This window comes from Streptomyces carminius (genome assembly GCF_002794255.1).
Taxonomy (GTDB): Bacteria; Actinomycetota; Actinomycetes; order Streptomycetales; family Streptomycetaceae; genus Streptomyces; species Streptomyces carminius.
In genome coordinates this window covers 177,927-196,916 of sequence record NZ_PGGW01000061.1, presented here as the reverse complement: position 1 = coordinate 196,916, position 18,990 = coordinate 177,927, and the positions used below count along the sequence as shown (strand labels likewise).

Below are 18,990 nucleotides of genomic sequence, written 5' to 3'. Positions count from 1 at the left end.
GCGGGAGGCTCCAGGGCGCCTGACGGGACATCATGTCGGTTTCCTCCGGTCGGTCTGTCTCAGCGGCTCGTGTGCCGGCGGGTCCTGATTCCGCCGTTCCGGCGGGCGAGGACGAGCATCGGGGCGGCGATGGCCACGCCCATGAGGACGGGCATGATCGACGCCTCCAGACCGAAGCTGCCGCCGGTCAGAAGGGCGGAGCCGTGGGTGTCGACGGTGAACAGACCCTCGGGGGCGTGTCCGGAGACCGGGATGCCGAGCAGCTGCTGCGTGAGGTTCCAGGCGAAGTGCAGCCCCACGACGAACCAGATGTTACGCCGCCACAGGAACGCGGCTCCGAGCAGGACGCCCGCCTCCAGAGCGATCGCCACTGCGCTCCACGCGTTCGCGCCCGGGGTTCCCAGATGGGCGACACCGAAGAACAGCGAGGTGATCACGAGGGCGGCCCGGCTGCCCCACAACTGCTCCAGAGCCTGCAGGGCAAGACCGCGGAACAGCAACTCCTCGGTGACCGCGGCGCCGATCTGGACCACCACCGCGGTCCAGACGACCGACATGAAGCCATCACCCGCCCAGGAGAACGAATAGCCTCCGAATGCCGTGATCAGGAGGGCGGAGACGAGGATGAAGCCCAGGCCGATCCCACCGCCCAGCAGCACTTCCCGGCCGGCCCCGGCCCGGGCGATCTCCGGCGTGGAGCGTCGTGCGACACGGCGCATGACCAGCCAGTACACGGCCACCGCGGCGACCGCGCCCAGCACCGGCACCGGGCCGGGGCCGGTCGCCGTCAGGCCCGAGACCAGGCCGATGCCGACCATCCCCGTCAGCATCCAGCCCAGCGGAGAACGCACGACCCGCCCCAACCGGCCACCGCGCCGGTCGTGTCCGCCGCGGTCCTCGTCCGGGCCGGAGCCCGTGTCGTGCTGTGTGACGGACGTCGTGCTCATGGTGGCCTCCCTGTAGTGGCCGCACCTGCGGCGACCTGAGGACCACGCTAGAAAACCGCCGACATTCGCGGATCACCCGCGCATGGACGGTTCCGGTAGCTCTCACGGGGGATGCGCCACTCCCTCCCGCCCGCTCGGCCCGCGCCGCCCCGGGGCGCAGCCGAGGCACGGACAGGGCCGGGCGGGGATGTGAGGTGCACCACGCCGGAGCCGGTCCCGGGTTCGGCGGGACGCAGGGCATGTGGGCGTCACCGCTGGCCGCGGCGTGTGGGAGGAGTGGACGAATTATCGCCGCACTCGCGTTCCGTTGACGGTTGATGATCGCCGGGTGACTTTTTTGACGGAAGGAGCCGGGCAGTGACCACCATCGACGAGCTCCTGGCCGACGCCCGTGTCCCCGCCACCCCGGCCACCGCCACCGGCTTCGACATCGGCGCCGCCCGGCGCCGCCGCGCCGCCGACGCGGCCCGGGCCACCCCGGCCCCGGACCTGGCCCGCGCCCCCTCGGCCTGATGCTGCGCGGAGCCTGTTACGGCCTGGGCACCAGCGCGATCAGCCTCACCGCCTTCTGGCTCCAGCACCGCTTGTGAACCGCTGACGAGCCCGTCCGTCTGCCGTGCTCGTGCCGCCGGCCCCGGCGCCGCGGGCCTGTCGAACGAGCGGGTCTGTCTTACTTCCGGTGGTTACGGAGCACAAGAGTTGAGCGGCGCTGCTTGCGGAGAGTGCGACCAGCGCTCTGACCTCGACAGTTCGAACTGATGGCAGTGCACCGAGAACACTGGGATTGTCTCGCCAGACTCTCACGGACGGACGGACGGACGGACGCCGAGCCGATCAGCCGTTGCCGGAGAACGATCGCCACGGTGCGCGGGCCTGCGGGTTCCGGTGCCACTCGTCGTTCGGCGGACCTCGACTTCCGTATGTGCGAGATCAGCTTCGACGCGTTGCCGGTGATCCGGGCGGAGGGGGAGTCGGACGTGGGCGTAGACGGTGGCGGTGGCGCCGCTTCGGGAGCGGTGGAGGCAATGGCGGATTCTGGCGGGTCCTGTGTTGAGACAGAGGTCCCTCCGGCGGGATATGCCGAGTGGAGGCTCTTTGTCGGTGCGTCGGACGAGAGGGCCGTGCAGAAGGTCCTGGAGCGCGTGCGGAGGAAGAGCGGCCTGGAGTTCGGCCGGACGTCTGTCGGCAGGTACTGGAAGGATGGTCACCTCTTCGAGGTTGTGGCTTCCCCGTCCGTCGATCCGCACCTTGAGGAGGACATGCGTCTGCTTGTGTGCCGGGTGCTGGGGTCGGCATGGGCCCTGGGCGGGCCGTGGAGCGTGTCGAGTGCCGGCTCGCCGTTCTCTGCGGTGTGGAGTTTCGAGGCGGTTGCGGAGAAGGACGGCTCCTGGCTGGTGGTTCCGGGCGTCGAGTGGACGGGCTTCCACGTGTACGCATGACCGGCCCTGTGCCGGAGAAGGCCGACCGGTGGTGTGGGCGGGAGGGGCGGCTGCGGGTGCGCAGTGCCCGGGCACTGCGCACCCGCAGCCGCCCATGCTGATCACCCTTCCTCCCTGTCTGACCCAACGAGCCAGACGGTTCGGACGGGCCACTTTTCACCTGTTGGAGGCGGCACATTTTGAGGCCTTGCCGACAGACTTCGCCGTCGGGGTCGGCTCTGCCCCGGGGCGGTGCGCCGCTCGCCCGCCGGGGGCGTGACGGGGCGGCTGTTGCAGACGGGGTTGCCGGACTCCGCAGCATGTCACGGTGGGGCGTGAGCCGGTCCGTAGTGCGCAGGCACCAGGGCGCGTGAGCGGCTGGTCCGGGCGCACCAGGCGAAGACGGCGGCGGTGGACGATGCCCGGCGGGGCGCCGGAGGGAAGTGTGGGAGGCGCGCGGATCCCGCGTGTCTCCCCCTTGCCCGACGGTGTCTGGAGTGATCCACAGGTGGCGGTATTCCGAGTTTCTCCATGCCCGGCGCCGAGTTGCGGAAGGCGTTCGGCCTGCCGGATGAGCGCTTCCCGCGGAGCGGCTCCCGGGGAGCCGAGGCCGGCCTGGCGCCGGAAGCCCTCGGCCGGCACGGAGCAGGCCATGAGGAACACGGGCGGGGGTGCTCCGCGACCACGCGGTATGTGGTGGCGGGAGGAGCGATCACGGCGGAGGAGCGAGTACGGCGGCGGCGTTCGCGTTCCGCTGCCGGTGCGGCACCGGGCGCCCCTGGCCGTTCTCGCGTCGGCGGCCGCGTCGGCGTGCCGGCCGACAGCGCTCTGAGGGCCTGCGCCACCGATCGAGCGCCGGCTGTTCCCGCACCAACCGACACCGCGTCAACCGGCACCGCACTCGCGCAAGACGTTCCGCCACGAGGCGGCGGGTGCCGGCCCGTCCGGCGGGCCAACGCGGTCCGTGTCCCCCTGGGGGGTGCGCCACGGGAGTGCGGCGCACGCGTCAGCAGGTCCACTCGGCACGCCCGTGCACGTGCCCGCAACCGACGATGAGAAGGACGTCCATGTCCGAGACCCTGGTTCCCCCGGTCCGCCTCGGGAAGCTGCCGATCGCCGCCCTCGGCATCCTGGCACTCGCCCTCGGCACCCTGCAGTCGGTGGTGGAGCCCGCGCTTCCGCTGCTGCAAAGTGAGTTGGGGGTCAGTCCCGCCGAAGGGGCGCTGATCGCCAACGCGTTACTCGTCACCGGCGCGGTCGCCGCGCCCGTCGCGGGCAAACTCGGCGACCGCTACGGCGGAAGGCGGGTGCTGCTCCGGCTGATGGCCGTGGTCTCGGCCGGCGGCCTGCTGGCAGCCCTGGCACCGAACCTGCCGGTGCTGCTGCTCGGTCAGGTGCTGCAGGGCGTCATGGTGGGCGCGCTGCCCCTCTCCTTCGTCCTGGTGCGCACCCACCTCCCGGCGGGGGCGACACAGGTGGCGATCGGAGTGGTCGTCGCGCTGTTCACGGGCGGCAGCGTGGTGGGCGTGCTGGTCGCCGGGCCGATCGCGGAGAGCCTGTCCCGGCACTGGATGTTCGGGCTGCCGACGATCGTGATCGCCGCGTCGGCGCTGGCCGTGGCCCGGCTGATGCCGGATGATCCGCCGAGCCGGCCGGACGAGGGGATCGACTGGGCCGGGATGGTTCTGCTGAGCGGCACGCTGCTCGCGTTCATGCTCGGACTCGTGACGGTGACGGGCACCGGCCTGTCGCCGCTCGCGGCCGGTGCCGTCGCGCTGGCCGTGGCCGCCCTGGCGACCGGATGGGTCGCCGTCGAGCGCCGGGCTCCCTCGCCGATGGTCGATCTGCGGGTGCTGGCGAGGCCTGCGATATGGAGCGCGTGCGTGCTCACCCTCGTCATCACCACCGGCGCGGGGATGGTGCTCCTTCTGCTCCCGTATCTGTTCGCGGCGCCGGCCGACGGGTACGGCTTCGGGGCCGACACCACCGAGATCGGACTGCTCCTGCTGCCCGGCATCGTCGCCGGGTCGGTGAGCGACTCGGTCGGCGGGGTCGCGGCGCGGCGCTTCGGTCCGCGCGCCGTGGTCGTCGCGGGTGCCCTCGTCACGGCGGCCACGATGCTCGCCCTGGCGTCGCTGCACACCGCGGCGTGGCAGCTCGTCCTGGCGAAGGTGCTGACCGCGTTCGCCGCGGGTGTCGCCACCACAGCACTGCTCGCCAGTACCGCCACCGCCGTCGAGGCCGGGGACACCGGCATCGTCACCAGCCTGCTCGTGGTGACACGCGTGATCGGTGTCGCCCTGGGCGTCCAGCTCGGCGGCGCGATACTCACCGCCGGGACCGACCCGGCGACGGGCCTGCCGGCCGAATCGGCCTTCGTCACGGGGTTCGTCACCGTCGGTCTCGTCACCGCACTGTCACTGCTCGTCGTCCGTGCCACCAAGAACACCAAGAACACCAAGAACACCAGGAAAGGAGTCCAGGCATGACATCTGCCGGTCTGTCGAAGGGCGTGGGTACCGCCGTGAAGCGCGAGGTGCTGATCTCCGGGGCCGGCATCGCCGGACCCGCGCTGGCGTACTGGCTGCACCGGGCTGGATTCGCGGTCACCGTGGTGGAGAAGGCGAGGGCACCGCGCGACGGCGGCTACCCGGTCGACGTCCGCGGCACCGCGACGGAGGTGGTCCGGCGGATGGGGATACTGCCGCGGCTGCGGGAGGCGCACATCGACTCGCGCCGCTGCACGTTCCTCGACGCCGACGGCGGTGAAGTGGCCTCGCTCGACCCGCGCGCCCTTGCCGGCGGTGCCGGGGGACAGGACGTCGAGGTGCGCCGCGGAGATCTGGCCGCGATCCTCCACGGGCTGGTCCGCGACGACGTGGAGTTCCTGTTCGGCGACTCCGTCGACACCTTCGACCAGCACGGACAAGGGGTCGACGTCACGTTCCGCAGCGGGCGGCAGCACACGTTCGACCTGGTGGTCGGCGCCGACGGTATGCACTCGCGCACCCGGGAGTCCCTGTTCGGTCCCGAAGAACGGTTCCACCGCTACCTCGGCTACTGCTTCGCCGTGTTCACCATGCCGAACACCTTCGGGCTCTCCCACGAGAGCGTGCTGTGGAACACCCCGGGGAAGGGCGCGGCCCTCTACGCCGTCGGCGACAGCGACGAGCTGCACGCGTTCCTGAACTTCTACCGGTCGGAACCGCCGCTCGAAGCCCTCCGGGACCCCCAGGCCCAGCTGGACCTGGTCGCCGCGGTCTTCGCAGGCGCGGGATGGGAGGTCCCCGGCATGGTCGACGCCATGCGCGGCGCGGACGACCTGTTCTTCGACACGGTCGGTCAGATCCGTATGCCCCACTGGTCCAGCGGCCGCGCCGTGCTCGTCGGCGACGCCGCGTACGCGCCCTCGTTCCTTGCCGGACAGGGCACGAGCCTCGCGCTGGCCGGTGCCTACATGCTCGCCGACGCCCTGGCCGCGCACCGGGACCACACCGCGGCGTTCGCCGCCTACGAACGCGGCGTCCGTGAGTTCGTCACCATGAACCAGGCACTGGCCGACAAGGGCGCGGCCAGGCTCTTCCCCACCACGGCGCAGGCCCTGGAGCAGCGCAACACCATGCTGCGCGGCCTCGTCACGGCGCCCTCCGCGGCGGCACCGCCGGCCCACTCGGCCCTTGTGCTGCCCGAGGCCGTCCCGGCGCCGTGAGCGCTCCCCGGCCGGCTGCAGGGCCCACCGGGCTACGGCAGCCGGCCGGCGTCGCCGCCGGGGCCGGCCTGGGCCAGGCCCGTCCGGTAGGCGATGACGACGAGCTGCGCCCGGTCGCGGGCCTCCAGTTTGGTCATGGCCCGCTGCACGTGGGCGCGGACGGTGAAGGGGCTGAGGAACATCCGCTCGGCGATCTCCTGGTTGGACAGGCCGGTCGCGACCAGGGCCACCATCTCGCGTTCGCGCGGGGTGAGCGCGGCGAGCCGCTCGGAGTGGCGCGACGGGACGGCCTCCGGGGTGGCCAGGAAGCGGGCGACCAGGGCGCGGGTCGCGGCGGGGGACAGGAGGGTGTCGCCCTCGGCGACCGTGCGCACCGCGTCCGCCAGCTCCTCGGCCCCGATGCCCTTGCCGACGAAGCCGCAGGCCCCCGCGCGCAGCGCCTGGGCGACGTACTCGTCGGTCTCGTAGGTGGTGAGGATCAGGATGCGGGTGGCCCGCAGTTCCGGGTCCGTGCAGATCTCCGTAGTGGCGGCGAGACCGTCCGTCCCGGGCATCCGGATGTCCATGATCACCACGTCCGGGCGCAGCTCCCGGGTGAGCCGCACCGCCTCCCTGCCGTCGCCGGCCTCGCCGACCACGGTGATGTCGTCGGCGGAGTCGAGAAGCAGCCGGAAGGCGCCGCGCAGCAGGGCCTGGTCGTCGGCGAGCAGCACTCGGAGCGTCATGGCGCGTCCCCGGCCGTTCCGCCGCCGTTCCGTCCGCCGCCTGTGGCCCCGTCGGTCATCCACTCCTCCTCCTTCTTCTCCCCGGTCTTTTCCCGGTTCTTCTCTGCGGTTGCGGCCGCGTCGGTCCTCCGCGCCGTGTCCCGGGCGCGGGTGAGGGGCAGTTGGGCGGACACGAGGAAGCCGCCCTCCGGGCGCCTGTCCGCGAAGAGGTGCCCCCCGACCGCGGCGGCGCGTTCCCGCATCCCGATCAGACCGTAACCGGGCGGGCGGTCCGACAGCGCGGACGCGACCGGCGCCGTACGGGCGTCCCCGCCGTCGTCGGTGACGGTGACGGTGACATGATCGCGGTTCCAGTCCAGACGCACCCGGGCGCTGCCGGTGCCGGCGTGCTTGGTCACGTTGGTCAGCGCCTCCTGGATGATGCGGTAGGCGGTGAGGTCCACTCCCGGCGGCAGCGGCCTGGCCGTGCCCTCCTGACGCACCGACACCTCCAGACCCGCGCGGCGGAAGGACTGGAGGAGCTCCGGAAGCCGGGACAGCCCGGGCGCCGGTTCGGCCTCCCCGGCCGCGTCCCCGGACTGACGCAGCAGACCGACCGTGGCCCGCAGTTCGTCGAGCGCGTGACCGGTGGTCTCGACGAGTTCCCGCAGGCTCTTGCGGGTCTGCTCCGGGCGGCTGTCGAAGAGGTGGGCCGCGACCGTGGCCTGGGCGTTGGCCAGGGTGATCTGATGGGCCACCAGGTCGTGCAGCTCCCGGGCGATGCGCACCCGTTCCTCGGCCACTCGCCGGCGCGCCTCGTGGTCCCGGCTCTCCTCGGCCCGCTGGGCCCGCTCCTCCACGGCCGCCAGGTAGGCTCGCCGGTTCCGCACCGAGCGACCGAGTACACCGGCCACCAGCGGGAACGTCGCCACCACCCCCACCCTGCTCGCGTCCTGCCACGAGAAGTTCCCGGACAAAGGGATGGAGGCGGCCAGCAGCACCGCGGAGCTGAGCGACACCGCGCCCGCCGCCCGCCGTTCGGTGCGCGCGGCGAGCGCGTAGGAGTAGGCGGCGATCAAGGCGGGGGCCATGACGAGCGGGTTCAGCAGGAAGTCCAGGGGCTGCACCGGCACGCCGGCTGCGGTCGTGGCCGCCAGGGCGGCCAGGGGCGCCCGGCGCCGCAGCGGCAGCACGGCACAGGACACCACGGCGATGAGGTAGGCGGCGGCAGGCGGTGCTCCCAGTGTGCCGTCGACCTGCACCGTGCCGCCCAGCAGGCAGAGCACGAAAGCCGTCGCCGTGACCGCGCCCTCCCGCCACCACGCGGCGCGTGGCGGCGGGAGGGCGCCATCCGGTTCCGTCATGGCCGGCTCAGTCCCGGCCGACGGGGAGCGGCCGCACCGCCGCGTCGGGCCCGGTCGCGGAGGCCGGTGCAGGCCTGCTCAGCGCCTCACCCTCGAGATCCACGTTCGGCAGCACACGGTCCAGGATACGGGGCAGCCACCAGGCCCGGCGGCCGAGCAGTGCCAGGACCGCGGGCACGATCGCCATCCGGACCACGAAGGCGTCGAAGGCGACGGCCGAGGCCAGACCGACGCCCATGGTCTGGATGGTCGGGCTGCTCATCCCGATGAATCCGGCGAACACGCTGATCATGATGATCGCCGCCGCGGCCACCACACGTCCGCTGTGCCGGAAGCCGCTGACGACCGCATCGCCGGGGGACGCGCCGTGGACGTAGGCCTCCCGCATCCGGGTGAGGAGGAAGACCTCGTAGTCCATGGCGAGGCCGAACACGATGCCGATGATGAGGATCGGCATGAGCGACATGACCGGTCCGGTCTGCTCGATGCCGAGCAGGTCCGCCGCCCAGCCCCACTGGAAGACGGCGACGAGGACCCCGAAGGCGGCACCCACCGACAGCAGGAAGCCGAGTGCGGCCTTGATCGGGACCAGAACCGAGCGGAAGACCGCCGTCAGCAGGAGCACCGCCAGGCCGATGACCACGGCCAGATAGGGGATGAGGGCGTCGGACATGGCTTCGGAGATGTCGATGTTCAGTGCGGTCTTCCCGGTCACCAGGACATCGGCGCCCGTGTCCGCCTCGATGCCGGAGGCCGTGTCCCGGAGCGTGTTCACCAGGTCCTTGGTCTCGCCGCTGTTCGGCGCGGTGTGCGGGACGGCGGTGATGATGGCCGTGTCCCCGGCCTGGTTGAGAACCGGATCACCGACCGACGCGACCCCGTCCACTCCCCGCAGGGTCCTGACGACCAGATCCGTGGCGGCCCGGGTGTCCGGGGACTCCGCCATGTCCACCACCACGGTCAACGGGCCGTTGAAACCGGGGCCGAAACCTTCCGACAGCAGGTCGTAGGCGCGGCGCTGGGTGGTCTCCACCGACTTGGACTCGTCTCCGGGCAGCCCGAGTTCGAGGCTCAGCACCGGTACGGCGACGGCTCCGAGACCGAGTCCGGCGACCAGCAGCACGGCCACCGGCCGGCGCAGCACGAACCGCGCCCAGCGGACGCCGAGCCCCGGCCGGCCGGCTCCGGCGCGCGCCCGGTGCGGGTGCTCGCCCTTCGGCGCGACGGCCCTGCGCACGGCGCGGGGCAGCACCCGCCGGCCGAAGAAGCCGAACAGCGCGGGGACCAGGGTCAGCGCGACGAGTACGGCGAGCGCCACGGCGCCCGCGCCGCCCATGCCCATCTTGGTGAGTTCGGGGATTCCGACGACCCCGAGACCGACCAGGGCGATGAAGACGGTCGCGCCGGCGAAGACGACGGCGGAGCCGGCCGTGCCCACCGCCCGGCCGGCGGCCTCCTCCGGTTCGCTGCCCCGCGTGCGCTCGTCGTGGAACCGGGAGGTGATGAAGAGCGCGTAGTCGATACCGACCGCCAGCCCCAGCATCAGTGCCAGGATGGCGACGGTGGACGTCAGGCCCAGCGGGACGGCCAGCGCGGAGACCAGGCCGAAGGCGATGGCCACGCCCACGAAGGCGGTCAGCAGCGACAGTCCGGCCGCGACCAGCGAGCCGAGGGCGAGGACCAGCACCACCGCGGCCACCGCCACGCCGACGAGCTCCGTCGTACCGCCCGGTGCCTCCTCCGCTTCCAGGGCCGAGCCGCCGATCTCCACGGTCAGTCCCGCGTCCCGGGCCTGGTCCGCGGCGTCCTCGAGGGCGCTCTTGGTCGCCTCGGTCAGGTCGACGGCGTCCGCTGCGTAGGTGATCGTGGAGTAGGCGATGGTGCCGTCCTCGCTGACGGCGCCGGTCTCGTAGGGATCGGTGACCGACGCGACCTGGTCACCCCCCTCCAGCGAGCCGAGCGTGTCCTCGACGGCCGCCTTGTTCTCCCGGGCCGTCACCCGCTGTCCGTCCGGGGCCTGGAACACCAGGCGGGCCTCGGCGCCCTGGGCGTTGCTCTGCGGGAAGCGCTCGTCCAGCAGGTCGAACGCCTTCTGCGACTCGGTGCCGGGCATGGAGAGGTCCTCCTCCTCCCCGGCCGGTGCCATGGCGGCGGCGGCGACGGCCAGCACCAGGACGCCCAGCCACACACCGCCGACGAGCCGCCGCCGCCGGAAGGCCCACCGTCCTACTCGGTAAAGGAAAGTCGCCACCTGTTGATCACTCCAGACACCATCGGGCAAGGGGAAACACGCGGGATCCGCGCGCCTCCCACACTTCCCTCCGGCGCCCCGCCGGGCATCGTCCACCGCCGCCGTCTTCGCCTGGTGCGCCCGGACCAGCCGCTCACGCGCCCTGGTGCCTGCGCACTACGGACCGGCCCGCACCCCGCCGCGGCATGCCCCGGAGCGGCAGACGCCGACGCGGCCCCTCGGTGCCGGGCCGGGGGCCGTCACGTCCGGCCCGGGGCGGGCCGGTGAAAGGAGTGCGGCGCCTCGGGCCGGTGGGATACGTTCCTGCCTGCTCGAAGGGGGGAGCCGAGGCGGTGGTGACACTTTCGGAACACCTGCCGACCGCCGGGACTGTGGCCCGCCACGGCCCGTGTCAGGTGTCCGCGCGGTGCGGTTCGCGGGCGAGGGTGACGGCCACCGCGGCGGCGAGGGGGATCAGGGCCAGGGCGAGCAGGGCGGAGCCGTAGCGGCCGGTGAGGTCGTGGCCGAGGGAGACCGCCAGGGGGCCGAAGGCGCTGGCGGCGACGGTGACGGTGTGCGCGACACCGCGGATGGCGCCGAGGTGGGCGGTGCCGAAGTAGCGGGGGTAGGCGGCGGCCTCCACCGCGCGCAGCAGACCGTTGGAGGTACCCAGCAGCAGTCCGTAGCCCAGCGCGGTCCAGCCGGGGGCGACCAGGCGGGGCGCGAGGGTGGCGGCGGCCAGCACCGCCATCGCCGCGACCAGGACGGCCTTGGGCGGCAGCCGGTCCAGCAGGGCACCGGCGGCCAGGGTGCACAGCAGGGCGGCCACGGTCTGGGGCAGGAAGTTCGCGGCCGCCTCGACGGGGGTCAGGCCGCGCTCGCCGAGCAGGGCGATCTGGTGGAAGTTCAGCCCGGTGGTGAGCATGCTGCTGGCCGCCAGGCAGGCGGCCACGGCCCAGAAGACGCCGGTGCGCATCGCGCGGCGCAGGGGCCAGCCGTCGTCCTGCCGGTCGCCGCCGGGGTCGTCGGAGGCGGGCGCGGGGTCGCCGTCCACCTGCTGGCCCACGTCGGCGGGGCGGTTGCGGATGCCGAACAGGGCGACGGGCAGGACGACGGCCCACACGGCCAGGCCCTCGATCAGCCAGGCCCGCTGCCAGCCGGCCTGCGAGACCAGCCGTTCGACCAGCAGGGGCGCCAGGGAGATGCCCGCGGCGCCGACCGCGCTGGTGATGCCCAGTGCCAGGCCGCGCCGCCGGTCGAACCAGTAGGCGACCGTGGTGGTGGCCACCAGCGACAGGGCGCCCTGCCCGGCCATCCGGATGCCGGTGAACCCGGCGGTGAGCCCCACGATCCCGGAGACGAAGGAGAGGGCGATCAGGACCGCGCCGAAGACGGCCCCGACGGCCGCCATGACCGCGCGCGGGCCGTGGCGGTCGATCGCCCTGCCGATCAGGGGCATGGCGCAGGCCCCGGCCAGGGTGCCGGTGAGGTAGGCGGTGGAGACCGCGGTGCGGCTGATGTCCAGGTCGGCGATGAGCGGGTCGATGAAGACCGAGACCCCGGCGGTCTGGCCCGGCGCGGTCATCGCCATCGCCAGCGCGCTGTAGGCGACGATGCGCCAGCCGTGGAAGCGTCTGCCCGTCCCGGGCGGCGCGGTCCCGGCCGGGTGCTTCCCCGCGGGGCGGGACGACGGGGCGGGCGTACTCAAGGGTGGTGCTCCTTGCGGCGGGTACGGGCGTGCGCGCGGAGGGACGCGCGCACGCCGACATGTCGCACTCCAGTCAACGCCACCGGCCGCCCGGCCCGGACCGCGGGGTCCGGGCCGGGCGGCCGCTGGGAGGACGCCGTGACGCCGCGGGCGGCCGTCCCTAGTGGGAGTGGGCGCCGTCCGACATCTCCAAACGCTCGGTGAAGGACTTCCCGCCGTCGCGGGACTCGTGGACGCCGCCGGCGGTGGCGGCCAGGACGTGGTCGGGGCCGGCCGCGGTCAGCGCCTGGGGCTGCCCGCCGGGTACGGTGCCGGTCCTCGTCCAACTCCCGCCGCCGTCGGTGCTGCGGTGCAGCGCCCCGTCGGGACCGATCCCGTACAGCGCGTCCTTTCCGTCCTCACCGGCCCAGGACAGATAGGCCAGGACCGGTCCGGAGCCGCCGGAGAAGGTCTTGCCGCCGTCGGTGCTGCGGGCGACGCCGTCCCGGGTGGTGGCCAGGACGACGTCGGGGTCGCCGGGGCTGACGGCGATGTCCAGGGCGGCCAGTTCGGCGCGCTCGTCCCACTTCTTGCCGTCCTTGCTGACGCGCAGCATGCCGTGGGTGCTGTCGTAGCCGTAGACGGTGCCGTGCGCCTGCTCCAGGGCGTGGAAGTCGACCTCGCCGCCGAGGGAGAGGGTCTGCCAGGTCTTCCCGGCATCGGTGCTCCTGATCAGCCCGCGGTTGGCGGGCTCGTCGCTGCCTTCGGCGGGATGGCCGCTGCCGAGGAAGGTGTCGGGTCCGGCGACGGCGAAGCCCATGTAGTCGGCGGTGTCGCCCACGCGTTCCGTGCCGCCGTCGTCGTCGACGGCGACGATGCCGTAGTGGGTGGCGACGTAGAGCTTCCCGTCGCCGGGGTTGACGCCGAGCCCGTGGACATGACCGAGGCCGGGCTCCGCGGAGTGGGAGTGGGAGTGGCCGTCGTCGGAGGCGTCCCCGGAAGGGGTGGCGGGGCGGTCGCCGGAGCCGGACGAGCAGGCGGTCAGGACGGCCGCGAGCAGGACCGCGGCGGCCGCGGGCAGCGTGCGGGTGCGGAAACGGTTGGGCATCGGGGTTCCTCGGATCGGGTTCGCGGTGTCGGCCGCGTGCGGAAGGACGGTGTGCGGCGCACCCCTCGCACCGGAGGGCGGTGGCGGGACGGCCACGCGTTCCCGGGGTGCGGCGGGGGGTGACGGACCGCTCGGGAGGTGCGTGAGGGGAGTGCGGGGACTTCCGGGACCGGCCGCCGGGCCCGTGACGGGCTCGTGGAGACGAGGCCCGGCGGCTGGTGGGGCTACTCCCGGCCGAGCAGCCTGTTCATCTTCTCGATCTCGGCGCTCTGCGAGGTGATGATGTCCTCGGCCATGGACCTGGCCGGGCCGTAGGAGCCGTTCTCCTTCTCCTCCCCGGCCATGGCGACCGCGCCTTCGTGGTGCCTGATCATCATCTCCAGGAAGGCGGTGTCGAAGGCCTTTCCGGAGGACTTCTCCAGTTCGGCCATTTCCTCGGGGGTCATCATCCCCGCCATGCCGTGGCCGCCGTGGCCGCCGTGATCCGAGTGCCCGGAGCGGTCGGCGTGGGAGCCGTGGCCCGTGCCGTCGTCCGGCTCGGCGGGGACCTGCTCGCCCCAGGACGCCAGCCAGCCGGACAGCGTCTCGATCTCCGGGTCCTGGGCCTTTCTGATCTGCTCGGCCAGGGCCTTCACCTCCGGTGCGGAGGCCCGGGTCCCGGCCAGGTCGGCCATCTCCACCGCCTGCCGGTGGTGGGGGATCATCCCCTGCGCGAAGGCGACGTCGGCGTCGTTGTGGTCGCCTGCCGGGAGCGGGGCGGAAGAGCTCGGCGGGGTCCCGCCGTTGCGGCCGGAGTCCCCGGCGGGCCGGTCGCCGCCGCAGGCGGCCAGGACGGCGGCGGCGGTCACGGCGGCCACCGCCGCGGCGATCCGGCGCAGGGCGGAGTGGTGTGCGGTCATGGGATACGACTCCTGCGGAAGAGACTGTGGGAGGCGCTGGGAAGCGCCGGAGGACGCGGCGGCGCGCGCCACCGCCGCCGTCCCGGTGGACGGGCGGGGACGCACGCGGGCGTTCCTATATGCGCAGGAGCTGGAGTTCGCTCAGGGACGGCGGGGCGCGACTGCCCGCCGCGGTGGCGGGCAGGTGCCGGACGGCCGCCGGGCCCCCGGGGGAGGCCGCCGCGGCGGCGGGGAGGACGGGCGGCTGCGGCGCGGCGGAGGTGCCGCCGGCCGCGCAGGTGGCGTCCGCGTGGTCCGGGTGTCCGCCCGTGCCGTGCGCCGAGTGCGCGCACTGGGCGCCGTCGGGTCCAAAGGAGGCGGCCGCCGGGTGCTCGTGGGTGGGCATCGAACGGCTCGCGGGACCGGTGTGGTCCGCGGGACCGGCGTGGTGCGCGGGACCTGTCCGGGCCGACGGCCCGGGGGAGCCCGGTGCCAGGCCGTGCATCGCCACCAGTCCCGTCAGGACGGCCAGGACCAGCGCCGCCGGAACGGACAGCGGCGACCGGGCCCAGGTCCCCGGGGGGAGGGCGGACGGACGCGACCACCGATTCACACGGCCGATCCTACGGGTTCGTCCGTCAGGCGGGGATAAGTACGGTCGCCCACGTCCCGGCGACGGTACGCGGAGGTGACCCGCATCACTCCCGTATACCCCCGGGGGCATAAAGCGGATCCTGTTACGGTTGGACCCCGATATACCCCCCCGGGTATTTTTCGAAGGAAGTGAGCAGGAGGTCCGCATGGTTCCCGAGATCGACCAGCAGCGGTTCGCCGCGGCGCACGCGGCAGGTGCCGTCGTCATCGACGTCCGCGACAGCGGCGAGTACCGCGCCGGCCATGTCCCCGGCGCCCGGCCGGCGCCGCTCGGACTGCTCCCGGCGAAGGCGGCCGGGCTGCCCAGGGAGCGCCCGGTCTACGTGATCTGCCGGAGCGGGGGCCGCAGCGCGCAGGCGGCGGCGCTGCTGCGCGACCTGGGCTACGACGCCCGCAACGTCACCGGCGGCACCGCGGCCTGGGTCGACGCCGGACGCCCGGTGGCCACCGGCGACGCCCCCGCCGCCCCCGTGCGCGCGGCGGGCCCGGAGATCACCGTCCTGCCGGTGGAGACCCCCGGCCTGGGCGACCGCACCTACCTCGCCCACGACGGCTCGGTGGCGCTGGTGGTCGACCCGCAGCGCGACTACGACCGTGTCACCGAGCTGGCCGAGGCCGCCGGGGTGCGCATCACCCACGTGTTCGAGACGCACATCCACAACGACTACGTCACCGGCGGCCTGGCCCTGGCCCGCGAGGTCGGCGCGGCCTACCTGGTCAACGCCGAGGACGAGGTCTCCTACGAGCGCACCCCGGTCCGCGACGGCGACACGATCGAGGTCGGTGCCATGCGGGTGCGGGCGATCCACACCCCCGGGCACACCCACACCCACCTGTCGTACGCCCTGCGGTCAGGCGGTGAGCAGCTCGCGGTCTTCACCGGCGGCTCACTGCTGTACGGCACCACCGGACGGCCCGACCTGCTGGGGCCGGACCACACCGACACCCTGGTGCGGGCCCAGTGGCGCTCGGCGCACCGGCTGGCCGCCGAACTGCCGGACGACACGGCCGTCTACCCCACCCACGGCTTCGGCTCGTTCTGCTCGGCCACCCAGGCCGCAGGCCTGTCCAGCACCATCGGCCAGGAGAAGCGCACCAACACCGCGCTGACCGAGGACGAGGAGACCTACCTCCAGCGGCTGCTGGCCGGTCTGGACGCCTTCCCGGCCTACTACGCCCACATGGGCCCGGCCAACACCGCCGGACCCGGCGCCCCCGACCTGTCGGCCCCGGCCGTCGCGGACCCGGCCGAGCTGCGCCGCCGCATCGAGGCGGGGGAGTGGGTGGTCGACCTGCGCGACCGCACCGCCTTCGCCGCCGGGCACCTGGCCGGCAGCCTCAACTTCGGCCTGGACGGGCAGTTCGTCACCTACCTGGGCTGGCTGATCCCCTGGGGCACCCCGCTCACCCTGCTGGGCGAGAGCGCCGAACAGGTGGCCGCGGCGCAGCGCGAGCTGGTGCGCATCGGCATCGACCGCCCGGCAGCCATGGCCACCGGCGGCCCCGGCGACTGGGCCGGCGGCGAACCCCTGGCCACCTCCGAGCGCGCCACGTTCGCCGGGCTGAAGGCCGCCCTCGACCGGGGTGAGGAGAACCTCGTCGTCCTGGACGTGCGGCGGAACCAGGAGCGCGAGGTGGCCCGCATCCCCGGCTCGCTCCACATCCCCGTCCACGAGATCCCCGACCGCGCCGGCGAGGTCCCCGCCGGCCGCCGGATCTGGGTGCACTGTGCGGGCGGCTACCGCGCCTCGGTCGTGGCCGCCCTGCTCCACGCCCGCGGACACGACGTCGTCGCCGTCGACGACGGCTTCGACAGCGCCGGTCCCGCCGGCCTGCTGTAACCCCCGGGGCCCGCCCCCAGCCCCCGTCCGTCCGGCCGGAACGGCCGCACGGACCCGAACAGAAGGAACACCCCGTATGAGCACCCCCGTCACCCGCCACCTGGACACCGGCGAGCTGCGCGCCAGGCTCGCCTCGGACAGCCCCCCGAGGCTGCTGGACGTCCGTTCCCCCGCCGAGTTCGAGGCCGCCCACATCCCCGGCGCCTACAACGTCCCGCTGGACACCCTGCGCGAGCACCGCGAGGAGCTGACGAGGCACCTGGACACCGACGTGGTACTGGTGTGCCGCTCCGGCCAGCGCGCCGGAGCGGCCGAGCGCGCCCTCGCCGAGGCCGGACTGCCGGGCCTGACCGTCCTGTCCGGCGGCATGACCGCCTGGGAGAAGTCCGGCGCCCCGGTCAACCACGGCCAGGAGCGCTGGGACATGGAACGGCAGGTCCGCCTGGTCGCCGGTTCCCTGGTCCTGGTCGGTGCCCTCGGCAGCCTCGCCGTTCCCGGCATGCAGCTGCTGTCGGCGTTCGTCGGCGGCGGGCTGGCCTTCGCGGCCATCAGCAACACCTGCGCCATGGGCGTGCTGCTGTCGAAGATGCCGTGGAACCGCACGCCGTCCTTCGATCCGCGCGCGGCCGTCGCGCAGCTCGCCGACAGCGGCAGGTGACGGACATGACGCCGACGCTCGCCCTGGTCCTGGTTCTGGCGCTGCTGGTCGGCGTCTCCCTCGGACTGCTCGGGGGCGGCGGGTCGATCCTGACCGTGCCGCTCCTGGTGTACGTCGCGGGGCTGGACGCCAAGGAGGCCATCGCCACCTCCCTGTTCGTCGTCGGCGTCACCTCCGCCGTGGGCGTGGTCGGCCACGCCCGCGGCGGCCGGGTCCGCTGGCGCACCGGCGCCCTGTTCGGCGCCGCGGGCATGGCCGGCGCCTACACCGGCGGCCTGCTCGGCGGCCATATCCCCGATGTCGTCCTGCTGGTCGCGTTCGCCGCCATGATGATCGTCACCGCCGCCGCCATGCTCCGCGGACGGAACGGCACCGCCGACCCCGAGCGGGCCCACCGCCGGCTCCCGGTGCGCCGGGTGCTGCTGGACGGGGCGGCCGTCGGCCTGGCCACCGGTCTGGTCGGCGCGGGCGGCGGCTTCCTCGTCGTCCCCGCCCTGGCCCTGCTGGGCGGACTGCCCATGCCGGTGGCCGTCGGCACCTCGCTGCTGGTCATCGCCATGAAGTCCACCGCCGGATTCGCCGGCTACCTCACCACCGTCCCCATCGACTGGGCGCTGACCGCGGCCGTCACCGCCGTCGCCGTCGCCGGCTCCCTGGCCGGCGCGAAGCTGGCCGGCCGCGTCCCGGCCGCCGCCCTGTCCCGGGGCTTCGCCTGGTTCGTCCTGGCCATGGGCGCCTTCACCCTGCTCCAGCAGGCCCCCGCCGAGCTGCGGCTGCCCGCCCTCGCCGTGCTCGCCTCGCTCGGCACCGGAGCGGGCCTGTGCTACGGCCTCGTCGCCCGGTGCCCCTTGCGGCGCGCCGTGCACAGCTCCTAGTGTCCGTCGCTCCGCACGGGACATCCCGCCACAACGGGGTATCCCGTACGGAGTGCGCCGCGGGGCGCGGCGGAATGTTCCGCCGCGCCCTGGCGTTCATTACCCCAGGGGGTATCGCATGATGCCGCCCGGACCGATCCGGAAGGAAGCACCGCATGAGCACCACCACCCTGACCGCCGCCGACTTCGAGAAGACCGTGACGGAGAACGACATCGTCCTCGTCGACTTCTGGGCGTCCTGGTGTGGTCCGTGCCGTCAGTTCGCCCCGGTGTACGAGGAGGCGTCCGAGGCCAACTCCGACATCGTCTTCGGCAAGGTCGACACCGAGGCCGAGCAGGCCCTGGCGGCCGCCGCGAACATCACCTCGGTCCCCACCCTGATGGCCTTCCGCGAGGGCGTCCTGGTCTTCGCGCAGCCCGGCGCGCTGCCCTCGCAGGCCCTGGACCAGGTGATCGACGCCGTCCGCGGCCTGGACATGGAAGAGGTGCGCGCCTCCGTGGCCGCCCAGGAGTCCGGCACCGCGGACTGATTACCGCGGACTGATTACCGCGGGCTGAGCGCCGCGGGCCGCGCCCGCGGACCGGACAGCCCCACCGGGACGAACCGAGACGAGAGGACCGGCCACCGTGGTCCAGCTTCCCCCCGAGAACGTGCGATCGGCCGCCAACCGGCTCCGGCGCGCCCAGGGCCAGCTCGCCGCCGTCGTGCGCATGCTGGAGGAGGGACGCGACTGCGAGGACGTCGTCACCCAGCTCGCTGCGGTCAACCGCGCGCTGGACCGGGCGGGCTTCTCGATCGTCGCCAGTGGCCTCAAGCAGTGCCTGGCCGAGGAGGGCGGCGCCGACGGCGTCGACGCCCGGAAGATGGAGAAGCTCTTCCTCTCCCTGTCCTGATTCCGCCACCGACCCGGCCCACC

Annotated in this window: 17 protein-coding genes; 9 read left to right on the top strand and 8 right to left on the bottom strand. The window is 73.6% G+C overall.

Going from position 1 to position 18,990, the window contains the following annotated elements; all coding sequences use genetic code 11:
• Positions 1-59: 59 nt before the first annotated feature.
• A complete protein-coding gene (locus CUT44_RS21670) occupies positions 60-947 on the bottom strand; it encodes a CPBP family intramembrane glutamic endopeptidase (protein ID WP_100203585.1) in 888 nt (295 codons plus the stop codon).
• 357 nt (positions 948-1,304) lie between these two features.
• Between CUT44_RS21670 and CUT44_RS33190 the strand changes: the two genes are divergently transcribed.
• The 4 genes from CUT44_RS33190 (at position 1,305) to CUT44_RS21655 (ending at position 6,074) form a co-directional block, all read left to right on the top strand.
• Entirely contained in the window at positions 1,305-1,460 is a 156-nt protein-coding gene (locus CUT44_RS33190; protein ID WP_158239644.1) for a hypothetical protein, read from the top strand.
• A gap of 407 nt (positions 1,461-1,867) precedes the next feature.
• On the top strand, positions 1,868-2,386 hold the full coding sequence (locus CUT44_RS21665) for a hypothetical protein (protein ID WP_100203584.1): 519 nt from the start codon (positions 1,868-1,870) through the stop codon (positions 2,384-2,386).
• A gap of 1,046 nt (positions 2,387-3,432) precedes the next feature.
• Complete coding sequence (locus CUT44_RS21660) at positions 3,433-4,854, top strand: MFS transporter (RefSeq protein WP_100203583.1); 1,422 nt, start codon at positions 3,433-3,435, stop codon at positions 4,852-4,854.
• Positions 4,851-6,074 carry an FAD-dependent monooxygenase gene (locus CUT44_RS21655; RefSeq protein ID WP_100203582.1) on the top strand — a complete coding sequence of 408 codons (1,224 nt, stop codon included), beginning with the start codon at positions 4,851-4,853 and terminating at the stop codon, positions 6,072-6,074. The genes CUT44_RS21660 and CUT44_RS21655 overlap by 4 nt, the downstream gene beginning before the upstream one ends.
• A gap of 32 nt (positions 6,075-6,106) precedes the next feature.
• Here CUT44_RS21655 and CUT44_RS21650 read toward each other — a convergent pair whose 3' ends face one another.
• The 7 genes from CUT44_RS21650 to CUT44_RS21620 form a co-directional block, all read right to left on the bottom strand.
• Positions 6,107-6,799 carry a response regulator transcription factor gene (locus tag CUT44_RS21650; RefSeq protein WP_100203609.1) on the bottom strand — a complete coding sequence of 231 codons (693 nt, stop codon included), beginning with the start codon at positions 6,797-6,799 and terminating at the stop codon, positions 6,107-6,109.
• On the bottom strand, positions 6,796-8,142 hold the full coding sequence (locus CUT44_RS21645; protein ID WP_100203581.1) for a sensor histidine kinase: 1,347 nt from the start codon (positions 8,140-8,142) through the stop codon (positions 6,796-6,798). Before CUT44_RS21645 ends, CUT44_RS21650 begins: the two co-directional genes overlap by 4 nt.
• 7 nt (positions 8,143-8,149) lie before the next feature.
• Positions 8,150-10,393, bottom strand: a complete 2,244-nt coding sequence (locus tag CUT44_RS21640; RefSeq protein WP_100203580.1) for an MMPL family transporter — start codon at positions 10,391-10,393, stop codon at positions 8,150-8,152.
• 391 nt (positions 10,394-10,784) lie between these two features.
• A complete protein-coding gene (locus CUT44_RS21635; protein ID WP_233221552.1) occupies positions 10,785-12,080 on the bottom strand; it encodes an MFS transporter in 1,296 nt (431 codons plus the stop codon).
• 160 nt (positions 12,081-12,240) lie between these two features.
• Positions 12,241-13,167 carry a F510_1955 family glycosylhydrolase gene (locus CUT44_RS21630; RefSeq protein ID WP_100203579.1) on the bottom strand — a complete coding sequence of 309 codons (927 nt, stop codon included), beginning with the start codon at positions 13,165-13,167 and terminating at the stop codon, positions 12,241-12,243.
• A 224-nt stretch (positions 13,168-13,391) separates the two neighbouring features.
• Positions 13,392-14,066, bottom strand: a complete 675-nt coding sequence (locus CUT44_RS21625) for a DUF305 domain-containing protein (protein ID WP_100203578.1) — start codon at positions 14,064-14,066, stop codon at positions 13,392-13,394.
• A 115-nt stretch (positions 14,067-14,181) separates the two neighbouring features.
• A complete protein-coding gene (locus tag CUT44_RS21620; protein ID WP_233221551.1) occupies positions 14,182-14,658 on the bottom strand; it encodes a DUF6153 family protein in 477 nt (158 codons plus the stop codon).
• A 187-nt stretch (positions 14,659-14,845) separates the two neighbouring features.
• On the opposite strand from CUT44_RS21620, the gene CUT44_RS21615 reads away from it, so the two are divergent.
• The 5 genes from CUT44_RS21615 (at position 14,846) to CUT44_RS21595 (ending at position 18,967) form a co-directional block, all read left to right on the top strand.
• Positions 14,846-16,540 carry a rhodanese-like domain-containing protein gene (locus CUT44_RS21615; protein WP_100203577.1) on the top strand — a complete coding sequence of 565 codons (1,695 nt, stop codon included), beginning with the start codon at positions 14,846-14,848 and terminating at the stop codon, positions 16,538-16,540.
• Between the two features lie 76 nt (positions 16,541-16,616).
• Positions 16,617-17,198 carry a rhodanese-like domain-containing protein gene (locus tag CUT44_RS21610; protein WP_100203576.1) on the top strand — a complete coding sequence of 194 codons (582 nt, stop codon included), beginning with the start codon at positions 16,617-16,619 and terminating at the stop codon, positions 17,196-17,198.
• A 5-nt stretch (positions 17,199-17,203) separates the two neighbouring features.
• Positions 17,204-18,073 (top strand): sulfite exporter TauE/SafE family protein, encoded by an 870-nt coding sequence (locus CUT44_RS21605; protein WP_100203575.1) that lies wholly within the window; start codon positions 17,204-17,206, stop codon positions 18,071-18,073.
• Positions 18,074-18,228: 155 nt separating this feature from the next.
• Complete coding sequence (gene trxA, locus CUT44_RS21600; protein WP_100203574.1) at positions 18,229-18,603, top strand: thioredoxin; 375 nt, start codon at positions 18,229-18,231, stop codon at positions 18,601-18,603.
• Positions 18,604-18,700: 97 nt separating this feature from the next.
• Positions 18,701-18,967, top strand: coding sequence for a metal-sensitive transcriptional regulator (locus CUT44_RS21595; protein ID WP_100203573.1), 267 nt, complete (start codon positions 18,701-18,703; stop codon positions 18,965-18,967).
• The last annotated feature ends 23 nt before the right edge of the window (positions 18,968-18,990 follow it).

What these genes read in the sequence shown, in the direction of transcription:
- CUT44_RS21670 (WP_100203585.1), bottom strand. Translation starts at nt 947, where the DNA reads ATGAGCACGACGTCCGTCACACAGCACGACACGGGCTCCGGCCCGGAC.
- CUT44_RS21665 (WP_100203584.1), top strand. Translation starts at nt 1,868, where the DNA reads ATGTGCGAGATCAGCTTCGACGCGTTGCCGGTGATCCGGGCGGAGGGG.
- CUT44_RS21660 (WP_100203583.1), top strand. Translation starts at nt 3,433, where the DNA reads ATGTCCGAGACCCTGGTTCCCCCGGTCCGCCTCGGGAAGCTGCCGATC.
- CUT44_RS21655 (WP_100203582.1), top strand. Translation starts at nt 4,851, where the DNA reads ATGACATCTGCCGGTCTGTCGAAGGGCGTGGGTACCGCCGTGAAGCGC.
- CUT44_RS21650 (WP_100203609.1), bottom strand. Translation starts at nt 6,799, where the DNA reads ATGACGCTCCGAGTGCTGCTCGCCGACGACCAGGCCCTGCTGCGCGGC.
- CUT44_RS21645 (WP_100203581.1), bottom strand. Translation starts at nt 8,142, where the DNA reads ATGACGGAACCGGATGGCGCCCTCCCGCCGCCACGCGCCGCGTGGTGG.
- CUT44_RS21630 (WP_100203579.1), bottom strand. Translation starts at nt 13,167, where the DNA reads ATGCCCAACCGTTTCCGCACCCGCACGCTGCCCGCGGCCGCCGCGGTC.
- CUT44_RS21625 (WP_100203578.1), bottom strand. Translation starts at nt 14,066, where the DNA reads ATGACCGCACACCACTCCGCCCTGCGCCGGATCGCCGCGGCGGTGGCC.
- CUT44_RS21615 (WP_100203577.1), top strand. Translation starts at nt 14,846, where the DNA reads ATGGTTCCCGAGATCGACCAGCAGCGGTTCGCCGCGGCGCACGCGGCA.
- CUT44_RS21610 (WP_100203576.1), top strand. Translation starts at nt 16,617, where the DNA reads ATGAGCACCCCCGTCACCCGCCACCTGGACACCGGCGAGCTGCGCGCC.
- CUT44_RS21605 (WP_100203575.1), top strand. Translation starts at nt 17,204, where the DNA reads ATGACGCCGACGCTCGCCCTGGTCCTGGTTCTGGCGCTGCTGGTCGGC.
- trxA (WP_100203574.1), top strand. Translation starts at nt 18,229, where the DNA reads ATGAGCACCACCACCCTGACCGCCGCCGACTTCGAGAAGACCGTGACG.